General features: G+C 54.9%; 12 protein-coding genes. 11 read left to right on the top strand and 1 reads right to left on the bottom strand.

Annotated elements, in window-relative coordinates:
* Positions 1–80: 80 nt before the first annotated feature.
* From rluD to AS89_RS0108575, 7 genes are all read left to right on the top strand, one after another.
* Positions 81–1067: a 23S rRNA pseudouridine(1911/1915/1917) synthase RluD gene (gene rluD, locus AS89_RS0108605; RefSeq protein WP_010132127.1), complete on the top strand. Its 987-nt coding sequence runs from the start codon at positions 81–83 to the stop codon at positions 1065–1067.
* Positions 1068–1127: 60 nt separating this feature from the next.
* Positions 1128–1889, top strand: coding sequence for a peptidoglycan editing factor PgeF (pgeF, locus tag AS89_RS0108600; RefSeq protein WP_010132126.1), 762 nt, complete (start codon positions 1128–1130; stop codon positions 1887–1889).
* Positions 1890–2032: 143 nt separating this feature from the next.
* The gene (gene clpB, locus AS89_RS0108595; protein ID WP_010132124.1) at positions 2033–4639 is read left to right on the top strand and encodes an ATP-dependent chaperone ClpB; all 2607 of its coding nucleotides are present in this window, start codon (positions 2033–2035) and stop codon (positions 4637–4639) included.
* Between the two features lie 165 nt (positions 4640–4804).
* Positions 4805–5998 carry an efflux RND transporter periplasmic adaptor subunit gene (locus AS89_RS0108590; protein ID WP_010132123.1) on the top strand — a complete coding sequence of 398 codons (1194 nt, stop codon included), beginning with the start codon at positions 4805–4807 and terminating at the stop codon, positions 5996–5998.
* 29 nt (positions 5999–6027) lie between these two features.
* Positions 6028–9099 (top strand): efflux RND transporter permease subunit, encoded by a 3072-nt coding sequence (locus AS89_RS0108585; protein ID WP_010132122.1) that lies wholly within the window; start codon positions 6028–6030, stop codon positions 9097–9099.
* A gap of 149 nt (positions 9100–9248) precedes the next feature.
* Positions 9249–15932 (top strand): NHL domain-containing protein, encoded by a 6684-nt coding sequence (locus tag AS89_RS18180; RefSeq protein ID WP_010132121.1) that lies wholly within the window; start codon positions 9249–9251, stop codon positions 15930–15932.
* A gap of 1 nt (position 15933) precedes the next feature.
* Positions 15934–16482: a hypothetical protein gene (locus tag AS89_RS0108575; RefSeq protein WP_010132120.1), complete on the top strand. Its 549-nt coding sequence runs from the start codon at positions 15934–15936 to the stop codon at positions 16480–16482.
* A 165-nt stretch (positions 16483–16647) separates the two neighbouring features.
* On the opposite strand, the gene AS89_RS0108570 is transcribed toward AS89_RS0108575, so the two are convergent.
* On the bottom strand, positions 16648–17139 hold the full coding sequence (locus AS89_RS0108570; protein WP_010132119.1) for a DUF4124 domain-containing protein: 492 nt from the start codon (positions 17137–17139) through the stop codon (positions 16648–16650).
* Positions 17140–17697: 558 nt separating this feature from the next.
* Here AS89_RS0108570 and AS89_RS0108565 point away from each other — a divergent pair.
* The 4 genes from AS89_RS0108565 (at position 17698) to pssA (ending at position 22102) form a co-directional block, all read left to right on the top strand.
* Positions 17698–19434: an acetolactate synthase 3 large subunit gene (locus AS89_RS0108565; protein WP_010132118.1), complete on the top strand. Its 1737-nt coding sequence runs from the start codon at positions 17698–17700 to the stop codon at positions 19432–19434.
* Between the two features lie 15 nt (positions 19435–19449).
* Complete coding sequence (gene ilvN, locus AS89_RS0108560) at positions 19450–19941, top strand: acetolactate synthase small subunit (protein ID WP_010132117.1); 492 nt, start codon at positions 19450–19452, stop codon at positions 19939–19941.
* Positions 19942–20019: 78 nt separating this feature from the next.
* Positions 20020–21045, top strand: coding sequence for a ketol-acid reductoisomerase (gene ilvC / locus AS89_RS0108555; protein ID WP_010132115.1), 1026 nt, complete (start codon positions 20020–20022; stop codon positions 21043–21045).
* 127 nt (positions 21046–21172) lie between these two features.
* Positions 21173–22102, top strand: a complete 930-nt coding sequence (pssA, locus tag AS89_RS0108550) for a CDP-diacylglycerol--serine O-phosphatidyltransferase (RefSeq protein WP_010132114.1) — start codon at positions 21173–21175, stop codon at positions 22100–22102.
* Positions 22103–22671: the final 569 nt, after the last annotated feature.

Raw genomic sequence — 22671 nt, 5'->3', positions numbered from 1 at the left:
CGCCCAAAAATTCACAGGGGGCTGAAGGGCAGCTATTTAACCACAGCGCCTCGCCAGCCCAAAGTATTAGACCCTCTCGGATGAGCAATCAAATACATCTTGAAATTGAAGTGCCCGCAGAATGTGCCGGGCAGAGGTTTGACCAGGCTGCGGCGGATTTGATCCCTGATTATTCGCGCGCGCGCCTGCAAACCTGGATAAAAGGCGGCCAACTCACGGTTAACGGGCGTTCCGGCAAGCCGAAGGACAAGCTTTTCGGCGGCGAATTGCTGGTGCTGCGCGCGGAACTGGAGCCGCAAGGCGAGTGGCTGGCGCAAAAAATGGACCTGGACATTATTTACGAGGATAACGCCATCCTCGTCATCAACAAGCCCGCTGGGCTGGTGGTTCACCCGGCGGCGGGCAACCCGGACAATACCCTGTTGAACGGCCTGCTGGCGCACAATGCTGGGCAACACAACATTCCGCGCGCCGGTATCGTGCATCGCCTGGATAAGGACACCAGCGGCCTGATGGTGGTAGCCAAGACCCTGCAGGCGCAGACGGATCTGGTGGACCAGCTCAAGGAGCGCAGCGTGAGCCGGCTGTATGACGCTGTAGTGCAGGGCACGTTGAGCGGCGGCGGTACCGTGGATGCGCCAATGGGGCGTCACCGCACCCATCGGCTGAAAATGGCGGTATTGCCCAACGCCGGCATGGGCGGTGCCAAGGAAGCGATTACTCACTACCGCCTGCAGGAGCGCTTCCGCAGCCATATGCTGGTGCGCTGCCAACTGGAAACCGGCCGCACCCACCAGATTCGCGTGCACATGGCGCATATCCGCCATCCACTGGTGGGCGATCCACTATATGGCGGGCGCGGTAAATTGCCCCAGGGGGCGAGCCGCGAACTGGTGGAAGCTTTGCAACAGTTCCCCCGCCAGGCACTGCATGCCGCGGAGTTGGCACTGATTCACCCGGAATCCGGTGAGCCGATGCACTGGCAGGCGCCGATGCCGGAGGATATGCTGCAGCTGCTCGCGCTGTTGCGCGCTGATCGTGCGGATTCCGGCCCGGACGCCGTCTAATCACCCAGCGCTGCAGCCTTCGCGCTTGGACAAACGATTTATTGCTACACAGGATCACCCATGTCTGCGGATCACTACCTCAAACCCGACTGGCCGGCACCGGCAAACGTGCGCGCTTTCACAACCTTGCGCGACGGCGGTCACAGTGAGGGATGTTATGCCGCATTCAATCAGGCGGATCACGTGGGCGATGCCGCAGAGGCGGTCGCCGCGAACCGGCAACAGCTGCAGCAGGAACTGAGCCTGCCCAATGCACCCCAGTGGCTGGAGCAAATCCACAGCGACAAGGTGGTGGTTGCGGGCACCGACGGCAAAGTACTTACCGCCGACGCCAGTATGACCGGCGAGGCCGGCACCGTGTGCGCGGTGCTTACCGCGGACTGCCTGCCGTTACTGGTGACCAATCGCGATGGTACCGAGGTGGCCGCCATTCATGCCGGTTGGCGCGGGCTTACCGGTGGCGTAATTCGCGAGACGCTTTCGGCAATGCAAAGCGAACCTCAGGACTTGCTGGTGTGGTTGGGGCCCGCTATTGGCCCGCAGGCCTTCGAGTGTGGTGTGGATGTGCTCGAGGCGGCGTTTGAGTCGGCCATCAGCGAAGAACATGCGGAAGCGATTGCCCAGTGTTTCGTGCCGCACGTGCAAAAACCGTTGCATTTCCGCGCGGATATTTATGCGCTCGGCCGCGCGGAGTTGGCCGAACTCGGTGTCAGCCAAATCTTTGGCGGTGACCGTTGCACCGTCACCGAGGATTCGGCCTTTTTTTCCTATCGCCGGGATGGCGATACCGGTCGTATGGCGTCCCTTATCTGGTTCGAGTAACGCCGGTCTTTGATTCCGCCAACTTGAAAACCTGCAGTAAGCCCGCAAATTACTGATCAGCACTAGACTGTATTCGTCATTGTGTTTCCGCGCGTCGCCACTTTCTTTCCCGGCGCGCCAATGATCAGGAGAGGGGAGTACGCATGCGCATCGACCGGATGACCAACCCGCTGCAGGCGGCGATTGCCGACGCGCAATCGATTGCCGTTGGCCGTGACCACAATCAAATTTATCCCGAACACCTTTTGCAGGCGCTGCTGGATCAGTCCAGCGGCAGTGTCACCGCATTTCTGAATCAGGCCGGATTTAACATCAACGGCCTGCGCAATGACCTCGCCAAACGCCTCGACAGCTTGCCCACCGTCGGTACCCCGACCGGCGATGTTGGGATGTCGCAGGAATTGATGCGCCTGTTTAATCTCGCAGATAAGCAAGCCCAGAAAAATGGCGACAGCTTTATCGCCAGCGAGACAGTATTACTGGCGGCATTCGACCCCGCCGCCGGTGAAGTGTCCAAGATCCTCAACGCCAATGGTGACCTGAAACACCTGCAGGACGCGATTCGCAAAGTACGCGGCGATGAAAAGGTGGACGACCCGCAAGCGGAAGAGGCCCGTCAGGCCCTGGATAAGTTCACCCTGGATATGACCGCGCGTGCCGAGGCTGGCAAGCTCGACCCGGTGATCGGTCGCGATGACGAAATCCGCCGCACTATTCAGGTGTTGCAGCGCCGCACCAAGAACAATCCGGTGTTGATCGGCGAACCCGGCGTGGGCAAGACCGCCATTGTTGAAGGGCTCGCCCAGCGTATCGTCAACGGTGAGGTGCCGGAAGGGCTGAAAGACAAGCGTCTGCTGTCGCTGGACCTGGGCGCATTGCTCGCCGGGGCGAAATTCCGCGGCGAATTCGAAGAGCGCTTAAAAGCCGTGCTCAACGAACTCTCCAAGCAGGAAGGGCGCATCATCCTGTTTATCGATGAACTGCACACCATGGTGGGTGCTGGCAAGGCGGAGGGCGCCATGGACGCGGGCAATATGCTCAAGCCCGCCCTCGCCCGCGGTGAGTTGCACTGTGTGGGCGCGACGACCCTGGACGAGTATCGCCAGTACATTGAGAAGGATGCAGCGCTGGAGCGGCGCTTCCAGAAAGTCCTTGTGGACGAGCCCTCGGAAGAGGACACCATTGCAATTCTGCGTGGCCTGAAGGAACGCTACGAAGTGCACCACGGTGTGGATATTACTGACTCCGCGATTATTGCCGCGACCAAACTGTCGCAGCGCTACATCACCGACCGCCAGTTACCGGACAAGGCCATCGATTTGATCGATGAAGCCGCCAGTCGCATTCGCATGGAAATCGATTCCAAGCCGGAGGAAATGGACAAGCTTGAACGCCGTTTGATTCAGCTCAAGATCGAGCGCGAAGCGGTGAAAAAAGACAAGGACGACGAAGCCGCCAAGAAGCGCCTGGAAAAACTCGAAGAGGATATCGACCAGATCGAAAAAGAGTATGCCGACCTGGAAGAAATCTGGAAGGCCGAGAAAGCCAAGCTCGCTGGCAGCGCCGACATCAAGAATAAGCTGGAGCAGGCCAAGCTGGATATGGACGCCGCGCGTCGTGCCGGCGACCTGACCCGCATGTCCGAAATCCAGTACGGGGTAATCCCACAGCTTGAAGAGCAGCTTAAGCATGCATCGGACAGCAGCGATACCAGCGAAAACCAGTTGCTGCGCAATCGCGTTACCGACGAGGAAGTGGCGGAAGTCGTATCGCGCTGGACCGGCATTCCGGTGTCAAAAATGCTCGAAGGTGAGCGAGAAAAACTGCTGCGCATGGAGGACGTTCTGCATAACCGCGTGATCGGCCAGGACGAGGCCGTCGAAGCGGTCTCCAATGCCGTGCGCCGCTCTCGTGCAGGCCTTGCCGACCCCAATCGGCCCAACGGCTCCTTCCTGTTTCTCGGCCCTACCGGTGTGGGTAAAACCGAGCTGTGCAAGGCGCTGGCGCAATTCCTGTTCGACACCGAAGACGCCATGGTGCGGGTGGATATGTCGGAGTTTATGGAGAAGCACTCCGTGGCCCGTCTGATCGGCGCGCCTCCCGGCTATGTGGGTTACGAGGAGGGTGGCTACCTCACAGAAGCGGTGCGCCGCAAACCTTACTCGGTACTGTTGCTGGATGAGGTGGAAAAGGCGCACCCGGATGTGTTCAACATTTTGCTGCAGGTTCTCGAGGATGGCCGCCTGACCGATGGCCAGGGACGCACCGTGGATTTCCGCAACACGGTTGTGGTGATGACCTCGAACCTCGGCTCGGACCTGATTCAGAAATACGCCAGCGGTCGCGACGATGATGAAATCGATTCGGAAATCCAGTACCGGCAGATGAAGGCTGCGGTGATGGATGTGGTGGGTGAGCATTTCCGCCCGGAGTTTATTAACCGCATCGACGAAGTGGTGGTATTCCATCCGTTGGGACGCGAGGAGGTGCGGGCGATCGCCGAAATCCAGCTGCAGAACTTGCGCAAGCGCCTGCTGGACCGGGATCTGAAACTGGAGATCTCCGACGAATTGCTGGGCAAGCTCGCCGATGTTGGCTTCGATCCCGTGTACGGTGCGCGCCCACTGAAGCGTGCCATCCAGATGTGGATCGAGAATCCGCTGGCCCAGGACGTGCTGTCTGGCAAGTTTGTGCCCGGTGACACCATCCATGTAACGCTCGAAGGCGACAAGGCGGTTTTCAACAAGTGAGCCGCAAGCGACTCATGCTTGATGCTGCCCGAGGTCCACGGAAGGGCCTCAGCGAACGCGTCAGCGGTATTGCCCAGTGGTGTTAGTTCGCTGGTAGTAGATCGGTAGCACTAGTTCGGTAGTAGTAGGTCGGTAGTAGTAGGTCGGTGGTAATGGAAGGGATGTATGACACTGGCAAGGCAGTTAATTAACTGGCGCATGTTCTGGATGCTGCTGGCCTGCCTTGTGGTGTTCGGCGGTATCTTCGGCTTCAAGTTTTTTGGCCTGCACATGATGAACCAGGCCATGGATAACATGTCGCGGCCTCCCGCCACGGTAACCGCGAGCCGCGTGCAGCAGCAGCGCTGGCAGGCCCGCCTGAACGCGGTGGGCAGCCTGCGTGCGGTCAATGGTGTGGACGTCACGACTCAGGCACAGGGCAAGGTAAAATCCATCTTCTTCGAATCCGGACAGCCAGTGGAAAAGGGTGCGCTGCTGGTTGAGTTGATTGCCGAGCCGGAAACCGCGCAAATCGATGTGCTGGAAGCGGAGCGCCGCCTGGCGGAGCGGGAATTCAAGCGCATCTCCGAGCTTTACAAGAAAGGTGTCGCCACACTGCGCGAACTGGATCAGGCCCAGTCCAATATCGACCAGGTGCTGGCAAGCCTGCTGGTACAGCGGGCCACCATTGAAGAGCGCATGATTACCGCTCCCTTTTCCGGGCGCCTGGGTATCCGCCAGGTGGATCTGGGGCAAAATGTCGCGCCCGGGGATGCCGTGGTTTCTCTGCAGCAATTGCATCCCATCTTTGTGGATTTCTCCCTTTCCGAACAGGACTTTTCCCGTGTTGAGGAAGGTCAGGGCATTGAGTTGAGTGCCCCGGCGGTCCCCACGCAGACTTTTCAGGGGCGTATCACCGCCATCGACCCGGCCATCGACCCGCGCAACCGTACGTTTCTGCTCCAGGCTACGCTGGAAAACCCCGAGGGACGCTTGCGCCCCGGCATGTTCGCCGACGTTGCGGTGAAGGTGGAAAAGTTTCGCAATGTACTTGTAGTGCCGCGCACCGCAATCAGCTATGCACCCTACGGCAACTCGGTATTTATTATTCGCAAACAGCAGGGTAAGCCCGAGCCAAAAGCGCCACAAAAGTCTGTGCTCGGACGGGCTCCGCCGCCGCAAACGGATTTGGTGGCAATAAAACGGTTTGTCAAAACCGGTGAGGTGCGCGGCGACATGATCGAAATCACCGAGGGCATTCAGGCCGGCGAGCAAGTGGCAACCAGCGGCCTGTTGAAATTGCGCAATGAGGGTGGGGTGATCATCAACAACGACAACCCGCCGCCGGAGCAGCTGGCTCCAAAGCCGGGTAACAGTTAGCGCGCTAACGCCGCTGGCAGGGACGCCGAGTGCAGTTTACCGACATCTTTATTCGCAAACCGGTTCTGGCCTGCGTGGTCAGCCTGTTTATTTTCCTGCTCGGCCTGCGTTCCACTGCTGAACTCAATGTACGCCAGTACCCCGAACTGGAAAATGCGGTCATCACCATCAGCACTGTCTATGTGGGGGCGGATGCAGACCTGGTACAGGGGTTTATCACTACGCCACTGGAGCAGGAAATTTCCACTGCCGATGGCCTGGATTACATTGTCTCGACCAGCATTCAGGGTATCTCGGTAATCCAGGCCTATGTACGGCTCGACTACGACCCCAACCAGGTCCTCACCCAGGTGGTGGCGAAGGTTAACAAGCTGCGCAACGAATTGCCGTTGGAGTCAGAGGACTCGACGGTAGATCTGGCGGTGGGGGAAACCATCGCCGCCATGTACCTGTCGTTTTCCTCTGAAATCCTCGATAACAGCCAGATCACCGACTACATCACGCGCGCGGTGCAACCCAAACTTTCCACCATCGCCGGGGTACAGCGGGCGCAGCTGCTGGGCAATCGCACCTTTGCCATGCGTGTTTGGCTGCGGCCGGCGGAAATGGCTGCGCAGGGTGTTACCCCCGGCGATGTCAGCAGTGCGCTGCGCCAGAACAATATCCTGGCCTCTATTGGCAGCACCAAAGGCTCGCGTGTGGCGATGGATATTCGCGCAGATACCGATATTGCCTCGGAGCAGGCGTTTCGGCAGTTGGTGGTCCGTGCTGACGGCGATCAGCTGGTGCGTCTTGAAGATGTCGCAGACGTGGAACTGGGCTCCGAATCCTATGAAACCTCGGTCACCTTCAACGGAAGGTCTGCGACCTTTGTGGCAGTTGAGGTGGCGCCGGATGCGAATGCACTGGATGTAATCGCCGATGTGCGTGATGTGCTCGACAACGAGATCTTCCCTCAGCTGCCCGAGGGGATGCTGGGGGAAATTCCCTACGACAGCACCGAATATATCCAGGATTCGATCAACGAAGTGGTGAAGACCATCGCCGAGGCGGTGCTGATCGTGATCGTGGTGATCTACCTGTTTCTGGGCTCGATTCGCAGCGTGATCATTCCGGCAATTGCGGTGCCGCTGTCGATGGTTGGCGCACTGTTCCTGATGTTGCTGATGGGCTTTTCCATCAACCTGCTGACGCTCCTCGCGATGGTACTCGCCATCGGCATTGTGGTGGACGATGCAATCATCGTGTTGGAGAACGTCCACCGGCATATCGAAGAGGGCATGACGCCGCTGGATGCCGCGATCAAGGGCGCGCGTGAACTGGCCTGGCCCATTGTAGCCATGACCACAACGCTGATCGCGGTATATCTGCCGATCGGCTTTCTCGGTGGCCTCACCGGCACCCTGTTTGTGGAGTTCGCGTTTACCCTCGCTGCGGCAGTGTTACTGTCGGGCGTGGTGGCCCTGACCCTGTCCCCGATGATGGCGGCGAAGGTGCTGCGCGCGGAAGATGGTGAGCGCAGCAACCGCTTTGAAGCCTGGATTGAGCGGCGCCTGGCAGCACTGGAGACTGGATACCGGCGCCGCCTGCACCGGGCGCTGGACGCGCGGCTGGTCATCCTGGTGTTTGGCGGCGTGGTCCTGTGCAGCTGCTACTTCCTGTTTATTACCTCCCCCAGCGAACTCGAGCCGCAAGAAGATCGCGGTTTTATCCTCGGCATCGCCAGCGGCGATTCCTTCGCCACCCTAGATTATATGGAGCAGTTCACCCAGGAAATTAATGGGGTGCGCGACCGGCACCCGGAAGTGGAGAACCTGTTTCTGTTAAATGGCGTGGGCGGTGCGGGGAACAGCCCGAATAGTGCGATTGCGGGTTTCGTGCTGTCGTCGTGGAACAAGCGCGACAAGGATACCCAGGAAATGCGCGAGGTCATCCGCGGCGAGGTTTCGCAGATTGCCGGGCTGAAGATCGCCACTTTTGTGCCTCCGAGCCTGCCCACGGCCGGCGGGCGCTTGCCGGTGGAATTTGTGGTCGGTACTACCGAGCCTATTTCGACGCTGGCGGGCTTTGCCGATGACATTATGGAGCGCGCGCGCGCAAGTCGTCGCTTTATCTTCCTCGATGCAGACCTGAAGATCGACAAGCCGCGCATTGAGGTGGTCATCGATCGCGACAAGGCGGCCTCCATCGGCGTAACCATGGCGGATATCGCGCGCGAACTGGGTGCCATGATGTCCGGTGCCTTCACCAATCGCTTCGCGCTGGAAAACCGCAGCTACAAAGTGATTCCGCAGGTGGTGCGGGTCGAGCGTCTCTCCGCTGAGCAGCTCAAGCAGTATTACATTCGCGCCGGTGACGGCAACCTGGTGCCCCTGTCGACGCTGGTGCGGCTGGAAGAAACCGTCGAGCCGCAGCAGCTGAAACGTTTCCAGCAGTTAAATGCGGTGACCATATCCGGTGTGCCGCGGCCGGGGGTGCCGCTGGGTGAGGCTCTGGGGGTGCTGGAATCTGCCGCGCAAGAGGTATTGCCGCGGGAGTACTCGGTGGACTATTCCGGGCAGTCGCGCCAATTCAAGAAAGAAGGGTCCGACCTGGTAGTTACCTTCTTCTTCGCCATGATCGTGATTTATCTGGTGCTGGCCGCGCAGTTTGAATCCTGGCGCGACCCGCTAATTATGCTGGTTACCGTTCCCATGAGTGTGTGCGGGGCGATGATTTTTGTCAGCCTCGGCCTGACCACCCTGAATATCTATACCCAGGTCGGGCTGGTTACCCTGATTGGGGTGATCTCCAAACACGGTATCCTGATCGTGGAGTTTGCCAACCAATTGCAGCTGCAGGGAAGGAGTAAGCGGCAGGCGATTGAGGAGGCGTCGAGTATCCGGCTGCGTCCAATCCTGATGACTACCGCCTCGCTGGTGCTGGCGATGGTGCCGTTGTTGCTCGCCGCGGGTCCCGGGGGTGGGGCACGTTTCGCGATGGGTTTGGTGGTTGCGTCCGGCATGACCATCGGTACGCTGTTTACCTTGTTTGTAGTGCCAGCGATGTATCTGTATCTGGGGCAGTCGTACCAACAAGAGGTTAAAGGAGCAGGGGAATAATAATTTTGGCGGCATTATCATTCAGGTAATTATCTGCCATCTCGTAATCAAAGTTTATCTCTGATTTAATCCGCGAAATTTTTGGATATATAAAAATAACCAACGACTCCTTTCCGTCAGGAGTTTTTCAAAGGAAGATTGGGGATTAAATGTTTTTAAAAAGAATGCTCGGTGCTTGTCGATTTTTGATATGCGCTTCGGTTGTAGTTTTATCAAATTCGGTAAAGGGTGGTGAGTTTCCTGTCAGTGGGGTCCAGGAGTTCATACGGGAAACCGGCAATCCTGTAGAGCATTCAGTCAACTTTTCCGCCCCCAAAGCTGGTGATCACTACCGGTTACGGATTTTAAATGTTGAGGGGGAGGGTTATCAGGCCGTATATCCTGTTACATCAGGAATTATTGCCCTTAATGGGTCTCAGAGATTTTTGCCAGATGACTTCACGAAAAAATTGAACTATCTCGAGGTTCCGGTATCTCTAGAGCTGCAGAATTTTCTTACAGTAAAATTGGCTGGTAAGCCTGGCAGTGGATTGCGTGCAGAGGTCGTGGGAGTGGATAACGATGTGCCCATGATTGCTTCCTCGGTAAGTCTCTCTGCAAATGAAGCCGGTTGGCATAAAGAAGATGTAATCGTGAACTTTACTTGCAGCGATTCTGGTAGCGGAGTAGAAAGCTGTAGTGCACCTGTTGTGATAGCTGAAGAAGGTGCAAATCAAGTGGTCACTGGCGTTGCTTTGGATATGGCAGGTAATTCTGTGCAGGCACAGGTGACTGTTAATTTAGACAAAACCGCTCCAATAATTGAGGTTGTTAAACCCGCGGACGGCGCCGTAATGGACGCGGGTGTCTCAGAAGTTCTACTCAACTTTTCTGATAATCTGAAATTTAATGCCGCTTCACTTGAGCTTTTGGTCGACGGTAAGAATACTGCCTGCACGGTTAATGTGGGTGAGGCGGTGTGTCAGCTCGCTGTTGAGCCTGTGCCTGGTCAGGAAGTGGTTCTATTAGCGTCCGTCAGTGACTTGGCGGGTAACACGGCGGCTGTTGAGAGTCGTTTTTCTATTGAAGAAGACGCGAATGACCCATCCGAAGAATTACCGCTAGAGCCCGATGAGCTTGCCACATCTATTGATAAAACCAGCGTTAATAGTCTGAGGAGTACTACTGAATTTATATTTTCAGGGCTGAACCCAATTCAAACAGGGGTTCTTCCCGAAACGATTGAAGAAAAGCGTGCGGCGGTAATTCGCGGAGAAGTATTTGATAAGGCGAATAGTCCACTATCCGGAGTTTCGATTACCATTAAAGATCATCCGGAATTCGGACGGACGCTGACTCGTGCCAATGGCAAATTTGATATGGCAGTCAATGGTGGTGGGCACCTAGTAGTTAACTATGAGAAAGAGGGTTTTTTACCAGCTCAGCGTCTCGTAAAGGCGCCGTGGAATGATTACATATTTGCGAAGGATGTAGTGCTTATTCCTCTGGATAATAAAGTAACTACAATCGACCTTGCTGACAGTAGTATGCCTTTCCAGGTACATCAAGGAAGTCTACAAAGTGACGATGATGGTAGTCGCCAGGCAACCGTTCTATTCCCTGCTGGTGTCTCTGCTGTTATGACGCTACCAGGGGGTGGCGTTGCCTCACTTGATTATTTAAGCGTACGTGCCACGGAATACACTGTCGGCGAAAATGGTTCGCAAACTATGCCTGGCCCGTTGCCACCTATCAGCGGTTATACCTACGCGGTTGAACTCAGCGTTGATGAGGCTATTGCTGTCGGAGCATCACGTATAGATTTTAGTCAGGCGCTGCCAGTTTATGTTGATAATTTTCTCGAATTTCCAGTTGGCAGTATCGTGCCTGCGGGTTGGTATGACCGAGAAAAGGCAGCATGGATACCGTCAGAAAATGGCGTTGTCGTTGAGATATTGGACATCGTCGATGGTATTGCTCAGCTAGATATAGACGGCAGTGGTTTGGCAGCAGGCACCACTGCGTTGACTGCGCTTGGAGTCAGTGACGCAGAGCGTCGGCAATTGGCCGAATTGTACTCGGTTGGTAAAAGTCTATGGCGTGTTCCAACTATGCACTTTACGCCGTGGGACCATAACTGGCCATACGGTCCACCTATGGATGCAGAGCGTCCAGAGCTTCCGGAGCCAGAAGTGGATGAGCCCGAGCCTGAGCCTGAGTGCCAAAGTGGGTCAATTATTGAGTGTCAGGGACAGGTGTTGCGGGAGCGTATCCCGGTGGTAGGTACGTCGTTCACCTTGAATTATCGTAGTGATCGCGTGTCAGGGCGAAAAGCCTATACAGATATTCAGCTTACCGAGGATACGATATCCCCTTCCTTGCAGCAGATTATTCTGGAGGTTTCAGTTGCTGGTCGGAAGTTTGAATATACTTTCCCTCCCCAAAATAATAAAAGTCATCGTTTCATTTGGGATGGCGTTGATGCATACGGTCGAAAAATTGTTGGGCAACAATCCGTAAATGTTCGCATTGGATATGAATACGATGCCGTTTACTATGAACCAGAAGATTTCGAAAGAGCTTTTTCTACAGCAGGAAAAAGTCCGATAACGCGAAGTGGTGGAAATGCAATTTCGGCTCGGAGGACGGTCACTTATTGGCAGCAAAGTACAAAGATGCTTCAGGCAGCATCTGCTGATAATGCGGGAATTGGCTCTTGGAGTCTTTCAAACCACCATCACTATGAGATTTCCGGCCAGCGAATTCAAAGGGGGAATGGTTCAGTAGTCGATATTTCATCACTAGGGGGCGTTATTGATACAGTTGCCGGAGGTGGAGAGGTTGGAGGAACGTCAATACTCGGCGATGGTGGATTGGCGGTAGACGCCAGTCTCAGATATCTGGGACGTGTGGCTGTTGCTCCAGATGGGAGCTTCTATTTCACAGATGACCACCTGATCCGTAAAGTTGATGTCGATGGTTATATCTCCACAATTGCCGGAACATTAGCCTCTAATGTAAGTGTGCGCGGTTTCAGCGGTGATGGAGCCATAGCGACTGCCGCAACAATGGATCACCCCTACGGCTTGGATTTTTGTGATGATGGCTCTATCTATGTTGCCGATACCGGAAACGATCGCGTTCGTCGTATAGACCGGCGAGGTGTGATAACCACTATTGCAGGGAGTGAAGTCATCGACACCTTCGCAGGCGACGGAGGTCCAGCTACAGATGCTAGTTTGAATGCTCCATATGATGTGATCTGCGGGCCGCACGGAAGTATATATATTGCAGATTCACGAAACCATCGTATTCGTCGAGTTGATGTCAATGGAATAATTTCTACCGTTGCGGGTAGTGGGGCTAGAGGATTTTCGGGCGATGGTGGTCCGGCTACTGACGCTAGCCTGAGTGCGCCTTCTGGAATTACTTTGGATCCTGAAGGCAATCTTTATATCGTTGACTCCGGCAACCGGCGTATTCGGCGGGTTGGCGTGGACGGACGCATCACGACAATCGCGGGTAATGGTGGATATAAAAATACAGGTGATGGTGGCTCTGCTCTTGAGGCGGGATTTGATGATCCTCTAGGGATTGCTTACGCGGCAGATGGAGGGATCTATATTTCAGATTCTGGTGAAGGTGGGGTTCGACGAATTGGTACAGACGGTACAATTGTTACTGTAGCTGGCAACAAGTCTCCTTATTGGGGGTTTGGCGGAGATGGTGGCCCCGCCATTCAAGCCGATATGACCGGTGTTACAGATGTGGCAATCGGACCGGAAGGCAGCCTTTATTTGGTAGATGCGTACAACTTTCGTATTCGTAAGGTTTCCAATCCGGAAGCCTTGGCACTTCAGGAGCACTTTGTTTCTTCTCGTGACGGCACTCAGTTGTTTCAGTTCGATAAGACTGGGCGCCACTTGGAAACCAGAGATGCAGTATCGGGAGCTTTGATATATCGCTTCCATTACAATGAAGTTGGTCTGTTAGAGCGAATTGAAGACAGCGCCAATAATGAGACGGCTATTGAGCGTGGTTCGAATGGAGTGCCTTTAGCGATAGTGGCTCCCGATGGCCAAAGGACTGATATTGCTCAGGACGCTTTTGGCTATCTTTCTAGTGTTGCCAATCCTGCCGGTGATAGTTACACAATGGCTTATACCGATAATGGCTTACTTGCCCGTTTTACGGATCCAAATACCAATAGCTCATCAATGACCTACGATGATTTGGGTTACCTCGTTACGGATATAAATGCGGAGGGCGGCGGTTGGACCTTGGAAAAGGAAAGCCGCTTTCCTATACAGGAATTCCGTATGACTTCCGCCGAGGGTCGCACCACCCGCTACCAGGTAATCCCCGAAAGCGTGGGCGGTCGCCGACGCGTCAATATCCACCCGGACGGCACAGAGACTACGACCCTATTCGGCACTGGTGGCGATGTTATTACGATTGCTCCAGACGGCACCGAGACCTACAGGAAGCGCGGCCCCGATCCCCGTTTTGGCATGGGCGCCCCGGTTCAGGAAAATACTTTCGTTACCACGCCTGCGGGCCTAGAGCAGGTGATCAGCAGCAGTCGTACTGCAGAGCTTGCAGACCGGGCAGACCTGCTGAGCCATAACTCTCTCGGTCAGACGGTCACTATTAACGGGCGAACCGCAACGGCGGTGTACGATGCATCAAGTCGCACCTGGTCGAGCGCCACGCCTGAGGGGCGTCAGAGTACTGTAGTGCTCAATGACAAAGGGCGTCCGGTATTCCGGCAGTCCGGTGGTCTTGCCCCCCTAGGTCTCGTTTATGATTCACGCGGGAGGCTAGTTCACTCCATTGCTGGTGACGGCGCCACGCAGCGTACAGTGGGTTATAGCTATGGTTCTGACGGATTGCTGGAGAGCGTTACTGATTCTCTGCTGCGTACTACCAGCTTTAGCTACGACCTTGCTGGCCGTGTTACCCAGCAAGCTTATCACGATGGCCGTAGTGTCAATTTTCAATACGACCCCGCTGGAAACCTGACTGCAATCACTCCATCAGGGCGTAATGCGCATATATTCAACTACACCAAGGTCAATCTGGAGGAAGGCTACATTCCGCCAGATCTGAGTGGGGTGGAAACGGTAACCAGCTATCAGTACAACAAAGATAAACAGCTGGTGTTGATAGAGCGGCCCGATGGCCGCGATATTAGCTACGGCTACAATGACGGCGGCCGCCTCGCCAGCCGCACCATTGCACGTGGCAGCTACGGCTATGCCTACAATGAAAGCACTGGCCAACTGAGCACCATCACCGCCCCCGACGGCGGCACACTCAGCTATAGTTACGACGGCTTTTTACCCCTGTCCGAAACCTGGGGCGGAAGCATCACTGGCAGTGTGTCATGGACTTACGACAACAACTTCTGGCTAATCGAAGAATGTATTAATACTAGTAACTGCGTCAGCTTTGAGTACGACGACGATGGCTTGCTCACTTACGCCGGCGCCCTGAGTCAGACTCGCCACGCCCAGAGTGGCCTACTGACGAATTTAGAGCTGGACAGCACCACCACTGAATATGCCTATAACAGCTTCGGTGAATTACTCAGTGCGGAAACTAAATTCTCCGGTAGTCGTCTCGCGAGCTTTAGATACCAGCGGGACAATTTGGGTCGTATAGACAATAAGACTGAAATCCAAGACGGTAGCACTTTAAGCGAGAGCTATGAGTACGATACCGTAGGGCGCCTAAAGGCAGTAACACGTAACGGTGAAACCACCAGCTGGCAATACGACAGCAACGGCAATCGTACCCACGAAAACGGCCAACTGATCGCTAGCTACGACGAGCAGGATCGTCTGCTCACATTTAAAGGGAATAGCTACAGCTACACCGCTAATGGAGAGTTGAAGAGCAAAAGCAAAGGCGGCGTTACAACCCATTTCAGCTATGACGAGTTAGGTAACCTGGTAAGCCTAGTCCTCCCGGGCGATATTCAAGTCGATTATTTAATCGATGGTAGTGATCGTCGAGTCGGCAAGAAGGTGAATGGTCAGCTTGTTCAGAGCTTCCTTTATGGTGATCAACTGAACCCTATTGCGGAATTAAGCGGTAGTGGCGATGAGGTCGCTCGATTTATTTATGGCGAGCAGGTGAATGTGCCTGCCTACATGGTAAAAGGTGGAGTGACTTATCGTATTGTCAGCGATCAACTTGGAAGTCCTAGGCTTGTTGTTAATGCTGCTAATGGGGAGGTTGCTCAGCGCATTGACTATGATGCGTGGGGTAGAATCATTGCTGATACCAATCCTGGGTTCCAGCCGTTCGGGTTTGCTGGAGGGATTTATGATCTTCACTCCCAGTTAACGCGTTTCGGTAACCGAGACTATGACGCCGATGTAGGGCGTTGGACTGCGAAGGATCCAATTGGCTTTTTAGGTGGAGATTTTGGCCTTTACGGCTACGCAAATGGCGATCCAGTCAACAATATCGATGATGATGGGCTTAGACCCACCACAAGCCGTGCGCCAGGCAATCCATTCTCTAGGATTAATCGAAAAAATCATAAATTGCAGTCCCAGCAACAGTCGCTTAGAGATCGCCTGAAAAATTTGGAGCGTGACGCTGCACAAAAGAAGAAATTTCTAGATGATGCAATTTCTGAGCTGGAGCGGAGGATGCACCCTATGTTCCCGACGAAATGTGTGAAGAGAGAGTGTCCTTGGGACAATCTTAACTCTCAATCGTGTGATAAGACCGGGCAGAAAGTATCTCCGATGAGGAGTGCGGAAAATGGGTGTAAGTGTGTGAAAGAAGAAGCTGATTGGTCTGGTCCCATTGGGAATAACGATATTATAGTGGTTCGTTGATATGAAAGTTTTATTGTTGATTTTCACAATTTTCCTGGCGTCCGCCCTGACAGGTTGTGAAGAGGGTGGCTCTCAAGATTTTGACATTGCTGTGCTCGATTTAAATGGGGATGGGGTGGCGGATATTTCCTATGAAGAGTCAGCTGATGGATATTTTGAATTTGTTGACCGGAATTTTGATGGGCGGGTCGATGTATCTAGTTTTTACGGAACGGATGATAAAATCGTTAGCAGTATGTTGGATGACAATTTTGACGGCTTTTTGGAAACAAAGACTTGGTATGCGCATGGCAACCCGACGGTCTCGGTTGTCGATGAAAATTGCGATGGGACTGTGGATATTCTGTTTGTATACGAAAATGGGGTAGTTCGAAGGTCTGAGAAATATGTTGTCACTGAAGGTAGTTCCGACGGCGAAATAGTGCAATTTGAGTATGAATTTGGCTATCCAGTTAGTAGGACGGTAATTGGTGGCGGGGTAGCGCGTAGTCAATATTACGAGAGGAATAAAGAATATTTCGACGTCAGCGAGGTTCATGGATGCAAGTGACGATAGTCCAAGTTTACTTCTCTCTTTCTTGATGGTGCCTAGCTTACGTTAGGCCCACGAAACCCTTTACTAGAATTTAGATCGCAGCATTTGTTTCTCGCTCAGTTTGAAGCTAAGTGATGTATCTAATAGGGTTAAGCTAGCCCCTGAAGTGTTTTTGCTATATCAGCAGCTTGATAGCAGGATCTCGCGGGTCTGCTGGATGCGCTGCTGGCGTTCGTCTTCCCCCAGTACCCGGTAGTTACCACTGGCATCCACTTCGCGCACACGCGAGCGGGCCTCAAGCTCTTGCAGGCGCCGCTGTGCGCTCTGGCAGCGCTCGGCGCGCGCGGCCATTTCGGCCTGGTCGAGTTTTTCTTGTTGTGCTTGTTGGTTTTGATCTGCGTCCGTGGTCTGCGCCGGGGTGGTGGTTGCCGCATCCTCTAGTTGCACCGCGGTGGCGAGCTGGCGGTTGGCTTGCAATGCCTGCTGTTCGTTTTGCCACTGGCGGTAGCGTTCGGACTTCGGTGCTTTCACAACTTCGACCTGCCCATCCTGTGGGGGCTGTGAGCCAAAGTGCACCACGCCATTTTCGTCGACCCATTTATAGATGCCATCTGCATGAGCGGCCGCCATCAGGCCCAGAGACAGGGAAAGGGATACAAGCAGAGTGCGCATGAGAAGCCGCCTTGTCGAGTGTTGCTGTGGTTGCAAATCGGTATTGTTATTTGGCCATTGTACCGGGCGAAGGCGGGTATCTCGCAACCCAGTTAACACTTTATCGGTGGCAACCAGCCTGCAGAGGCCCAAACAGGGGCAATTTGGCCGGTGGTTGCCTTCTATTTGCCCCTATTTGTCCACCGGGGCCCCGGGTTGGTTGACACTGGCGATTCAAACTGGACAATTTGCGCCTCGCTCGGCGAAGTAGATGCCCCCGCAACACCCTGCGGTCTGTACTCTCTCCCCAGCGGGTTAAGCACCCGCTACCTCCTGCCGAGGAGGTCCTCCCCATCTGGAGGCCTTGGAGCCCGCGCTCCGGTCCCGCGACCGGTCGGGTTCCGCGCAAAAATAGCGCTGCCGTGAAGTTATCCTAAAAAACGGGCTATTTCTGCGTTTAAGGCTGATATTTATCACGCTTTTCCTTTAGAATCGCCGTCTGGCTTTCGCATGCCTGGCGCTTCTTTCGCTTGTGGATGATGCGGATCCTAATATTTAGGTATTTTTGAGGGGGCTCACGTGGAATTACTCTCCGGCGGCGATATGTTGGTTCGCGCGCTGCAGGATGAAGGGGTAGACCTGATTTTCGGTTACCCCGGCGGTTCAGCGCTGCATATATACGATGCAATCTTCCGGCAGAAGAGCATCAAGCATGTGCTAGTGCGTCATGAGCAGGGTGCCACGCACGCTGCAGACGGCTACGCCCGTGCTACCGGCAATACCGGTGTGGTGCTGGTGACGTCTGGTCCCGGTGCGACCAATGCCATTACCGGCATTGCCACTGCCTATATGGATTCCATTCCTATGGTGGTGATTTCTGGCCAGGTACCTTCCGAGAAGATCGGTGAAGATGCTTTCCAGGAAACCGACATGGTGGGCTGTTCGCGTCCGATCGTGAAGCACAGCTTCCTGGTGAAAAAAGCGGAAGATATTCCCGCGGTGGTCAAGAAGGCGTTCTATATCGCCGCGACCGGTCGCCCGGGTCCTGTGGTCATCGATATCCCGAAGGATGTCACCAACCCGGTAGACCGCTACCCGTACCAGTACCCGGAAAAACTGCGCATGCGTTCCTATACCCCGGCGGGTAAGGGGCATGCCGGCCAGATTCGCAAGGCCGTAGCGCTGTTGTTGTCTGCCAAGCGCCCGGTAATTTATGCCGGTGGCGGCGTGGTTCAGGGGGATGGCTCCGAGTTGCTGACCGAATTGGCGCAGCGCCTGAACTTCCCGGTAACCAATACCCTGATGGGCCTTGGTGCTTACCCCGGAACCGACAAGCGCTTCCTGGGCATGTTGGGTATGCACGGTACCTTTGAGGCGAATACCGCTATGCACCACGCCGATGTGATTTTGGCCGTGGGTGCGCGCTTTGATGACCGGGTAACCAACACTCCGAACAAATTCTGCCCCGGGGCCAAGGTAATCCACATCGATGTGGACCCTGCGTCTATTTCCAAAACCATCACCGCTGATGTGCCGATCGTTGGCACCGTGCAGTCGGTGCTGGGTGAAATGCTGGAAATGCTGAAGTCCTCGAAAGAAATGCCCGACCAGTCTGCAATTGTCGACTGGTGGCGTCAGATCGATGATTGGCGTGAGCGTCACGGCTTGTACACCGCGCCGCGCTACCGTACCGATGGCGACATGATCATGCCGCAAGAAGTGATCAGTGCGGTACATCAGATCACCGGTGGCGATGCATTCGTGACTTCTGATGTAGGTCAACACCAGATGTTTGCCGCGCAGTACTATCTGTTTGATAAGCCGCGCCGCTGGATCAACTCCGGTGGCCTCGGCACCATGGGCTTCGGCCTGCCGGCGGCGCTGGGGGTGAAAATGGCACACCCGGGTTCAGAAGTGGTGTGTGTGACCGGTGAAGGCAGTATCCAGATGTGTATTCAGGAACTGTCCACGGCGACCCAGTACAACTTGCCGGTAAAAATTCTGTGTCTGAATAACCAGGCACTGGGCATGGTGAAACAGTGGCAGGAGATGCAGTACGAAGGACGCCTTTCCAACAGTGTGTATGAAGAGTCCCTGCCGGACTTTATCGCGCTGGCGGAAGCCTACGGGCACCTTGGAATGAAGATCGAGCATCGCGACGAGTTGCACGGCAAATTGGCCGAAGCGTTCGCGATCAAAGATCGCACCGTGTTTATTGATGTTTATGTCGATCCGACTGAACACGTATACCCAATGCAGGTTATGCCGAGTGGCTCCATGCGGGATATGTGGCTCAGTAAGACGGAACGGACATAAAGGGAGGTAAACCGGATGCGCAGAATCATTTCAGTTCTGATGGAGAATGAGCCCGGGGCATTGTCGCGGGTAGTAGGCCTGTTTTCTCAGCGTGGCTACAACATTGAAAGTCTTACGGTAGCGCCAACCGAAGATGCGACGCTGTCGCGCCTGACGCTGACGACTGTCGGAGACGACCACAAGATCGAACAGATCACCAAGAATCTGAACAAACTGATCGATGTGGTGAAGCTGGTCGACCTCACCGAAGGCTCGCACATTGAGCGTGAACTGCTGCTGGTGAAGGTGCGTGCGACCGGTGCGCAGCGCGATGAAGTAAAGCGCAGTGTGGATATTTTCCGTGGCCAAATTGTCGATGTCACCAGCAACATGTATACCGTGCAGGTGTCTGGCACCAGTGAAAAGCTCGATGCCTTCTTACAGGCTCTGGGTGAGCACACCATTATGGAAACGGTACGTTCCGGGGTGAGCGGTATTGCTCGCGGTGAAAAAGTTCTCAGTATTTGACTGTCAAACAACTGAACAGGAAGTTCTGGATTTTGGATCCAGAGTGAATTTCAAAGCACATTAAGCAGGAAGTAAGTTATGCAAGTTTATTACGATAAAGATTGTGACCTCTCTTTGATCAAGTCCAAGACCGTTGCCATCATTGGTTACGGCTCTCAGGGCCACGCCCACGCCAACAACCTGAAGGATTCCGGCGTTGACAATGTTGTTGTTGGTCTGCGCAAGGGCTCCGCTTCCTGGGCCAAAGCAGAAAAGGCCGGCCTGCGCGTAGCGGAAGTTGCCGATGCAGTAAAAGATGCCGACGTGGTAATGATTCTTACTCCGGACGAGTACCAGGCTGCGGTATACCGCGAACAGGTAGCGCCGAACCTGAAGGCCGGTGCTGCACTGGCTTTTGCGCACGGCTTCAACGTGCACTTCGAGCTGATTGAACCGCCGAAGGATGTTGACGTAATCATGATCGCGCCGAAAGGTCCGGGCCACACTGTGCGCTCTACTTACCTGGAAGGCGGCGGTGTGCCGACGCTGATCGCGGTTTACCAGAACGCTTCCGGTAACGCGAAAGAGCTGGCGCTGTCTTACGCTTCTGCCAACGGCGGCGGTCGTTCCGGTATCATCGAAACCAACTTCCGCGAAGAAACCGAAACCGACCTGTTCGGTGAGCAGGCGGTACTGTGCGGTGGTGTTTCCGCACTGGTACAGGCTGGTTTCGAAACTCTGACCGAAGCGGGTTACGCGCCGGAAATGGCCTACTTCGAGTGTCTGCACGAGCTGAAGCTGATCGTTGACCTGATGTATCAGGGCGGCATCGCGGATATGCGCTACTCTATCTCCAACACCGCAGAGTACGGCGACTACGTAACCGGTCCGCGCATCGTAACCGAAGAGACCAAGGCTGAGATGAAGCGCGTACTGAGCGACATCCAGACGGGTAAGTTCGCCAAAGACTTCATGCTGGAATCTCTCGCTGGCCAGCCTCGCCTGAAAGCGGAGCGCCGTATCGGTGGCGAACACCAGATCGAAGAGGTCGGTGCCAAGCTGCGTTCGATGATGCCTTGGATCAAGGCAAATAAGATCATCGACAAGACCGAAGGCAACAGCTGATTCCGTTGAATTAGCAGCGTTCGATCACAAAGCGGTGGGGCTCGATAGCCTCACCGCTTTTTTTTTGCCGCTGCGCCACTGTACACTGCGAGGGTAATTAGTCAGTCGTGCTTTTAAGGAAGCCTGTATGAGCGATAACAAGGACGCCCGGACACTGGGCCCGGGATCCGATGAAGAGATCCGCTTGCCCGTGGATGAGCATGTGGAAGAAGAGGTTTGGGAGAATGGTAAAAAGGTCCGTGCGAAAGGCGTGTACTTGCTGCCCAACCTGATTACCACAGGTGCGTTGTTTAGTGGCTTCTATGCCATCGTTGCCGGCATGGGAGGCAAATTCGAAGCGGCGGCTATCGCCATTTTCGCGGCGATGATCCTCGATGGCCTCGATGGGCGGGTTGCACGCCTCACCGATACCCAGAGTGCTTTTGGGGTGCAGTACGACTCCCTGTCGGACATGGTTTCCTTTGGTTTGGCGCCGGCACTGGTGGTCTTCAGCTGGGGGCTTGCGCCGTTGGGTAAGCTCGGCTGGGCCGCTGCGTTTCTGTATACGGCTTGCGCCGCGTTGCGCCTTGCACGCTTCAATACCCAGGTCGATACCGTCGATAAGGGTGTGTTTATCGGTCTCGCCAGTCCAACTGCGGCTGCCATCGTTGCCAGCATGGTGTGGGCGGGGCACGAGACGGATGTGGGCACCGGCTTGGCCATTGTTGCCGCACTGGTGACTGCGGCCGCCGGCTTGTTGATGGTTTCGAACTTTCACTACACCAGCTTTAAAAAGCTCGACTTTAAGGGGCGGGTGCCCTTTGTGATGATGCTGGCAATCATCCTGGTCTTCAGTCTGGTCACCATTGACCCGCCACGTGTGCTGCTGGTTATCGCAATTATCTACACCTTTTCAGGTCCTGCTATGTGGGGTTGGAAGTTTGTTGCCGAGCGCCGCAGCGCCAATGCCGCGGCAGAACAGGTGCACGATGATGCCGCTGATACCGCCGCAGAGGATGGCGGGCCCAAGGTCGATACCAAGGACGATAGCGGGCATAACTCCGAGCCCAAGCCTTAGCCTGTCATTTCGGAATTGAGGTGCGGCCACCCTGTGGCCGCCTCTTTCCTGTCGACCTGGCCGCAATCCCGCCACTGTGGATTGGCCGCAAAATCCCCCTTCGCCATTTGGCATTACCCTTACCGCACACTAAGCTCAAAAGATTACTTGCTCAAAAGTGACCGGCTACCGTGGTAGGCCGGGGAGGCAGGTCGGGCTTTTTGTCAGCGCAAATCCCTGAGATTCAATGACTGACTCGCAAGTATTTGTGCGTAAAAACTTTTTTCACAAAAGTCCTTGCACCCCAAAGGGTGCAGCCGTATAGTTCGCGCCCTCGCTGCCAAGGCGGTAACGCAAACGGCGGCGAGAAGGTAAGTTAACCTTTTGATTTTCAACGAGTTTTTCTCGAAAAAATGAATTTCAAAAAGCGCTTGCCAAGGTCGAAACGGGCGCTATAATGCGCGCCACTTCAACGGAGTCGTCACGGTTTAACCGGTGTTTTTGTTGATGGTTCGACGGGGCTCCAGGCAGTCCCCCAGCACTGAAAACGAGGTCATTTATTTGGCGGTTTCCAGCGCTGAAAAAAGCTT

Origin of the sequence: Microbulbifer agarilyticus S89, assembly GCF_000220505.1 — a bacterium.
Classification (GTDB): Bacteria; Pseudomonadota; Gammaproteobacteria; order Pseudomonadales; family Cellvibrionaceae; genus Microbulbifer; species Microbulbifer agarilyticus_B.
This window is presented reverse-complemented; position numbering and strand designations above follow the sequence as displayed.

What these genes read in the sequence shown, in the direction of transcription:
- ilvC (WP_010132115.1), top strand. Translation starts at nt 20,020, where the DNA reads ATGCAAGTTTATTACGATAAAGATTGTGACCTCTCTTTGATCAAGTCC.
- clpB (WP_010132124.1), top strand. Translation starts at nt 2,033, where the DNA reads ATGCGCATCGACCGGATGACCAACCCGCTGCAGGCGGCGATTGCCGAC.
- pgeF (WP_010132126.1), top strand. Translation starts at nt 1,128, where the DNA reads ATGTCTGCGGATCACTACCTCAAACCCGACTGGCCGGCACCGGCAAAC.
- AS89_RS0108590 (WP_010132123.1), top strand. Translation starts at nt 4,805, where the DNA reads ATGACACTGGCAAGGCAGTTAATTAACTGGCGCATGTTCTGGATGCTG.
- rluD (WP_010132127.1), top strand. Translation starts at nt 81, where the DNA reads ATGAGCAATCAAATACATCTTGAAATTGAAGTGCCCGCAGAATGTGCC.
- AS89_RS0108570 (WP_010132119.1), bottom strand. Translation starts at nt 17,139, where the DNA reads ATGCGCACTCTGCTTGTATCCCTTTCCCTGTCTCTGGGCCTGATGGCG.
- pssA (WP_010132114.1), top strand. Translation starts at nt 21,173, where the DNA reads ATGAGCGATAACAAGGACGCCCGGACACTGGGCCCGGGATCCGATGAA.
- ilvN (WP_010132117.1), top strand. Translation starts at nt 19,450, where the DNA reads ATGCGCAGAATCATTTCAGTTCTGATGGAGAATGAGCCCGGGGCATTG.
- AS89_RS18180 (WP_010132121.1), top strand. Translation starts at nt 9,249, where the DNA reads ATGTTTTTAAAAAGAATGCTCGGTGCTTGTCGATTTTTGATATGCGCT.
- AS89_RS0108575 (WP_010132120.1), top strand. Translation starts at nt 15,934, where the DNA reads ATGAAAGTTTTATTGTTGATTTTCACAATTTTCCTGGCGTCCGCCCTG.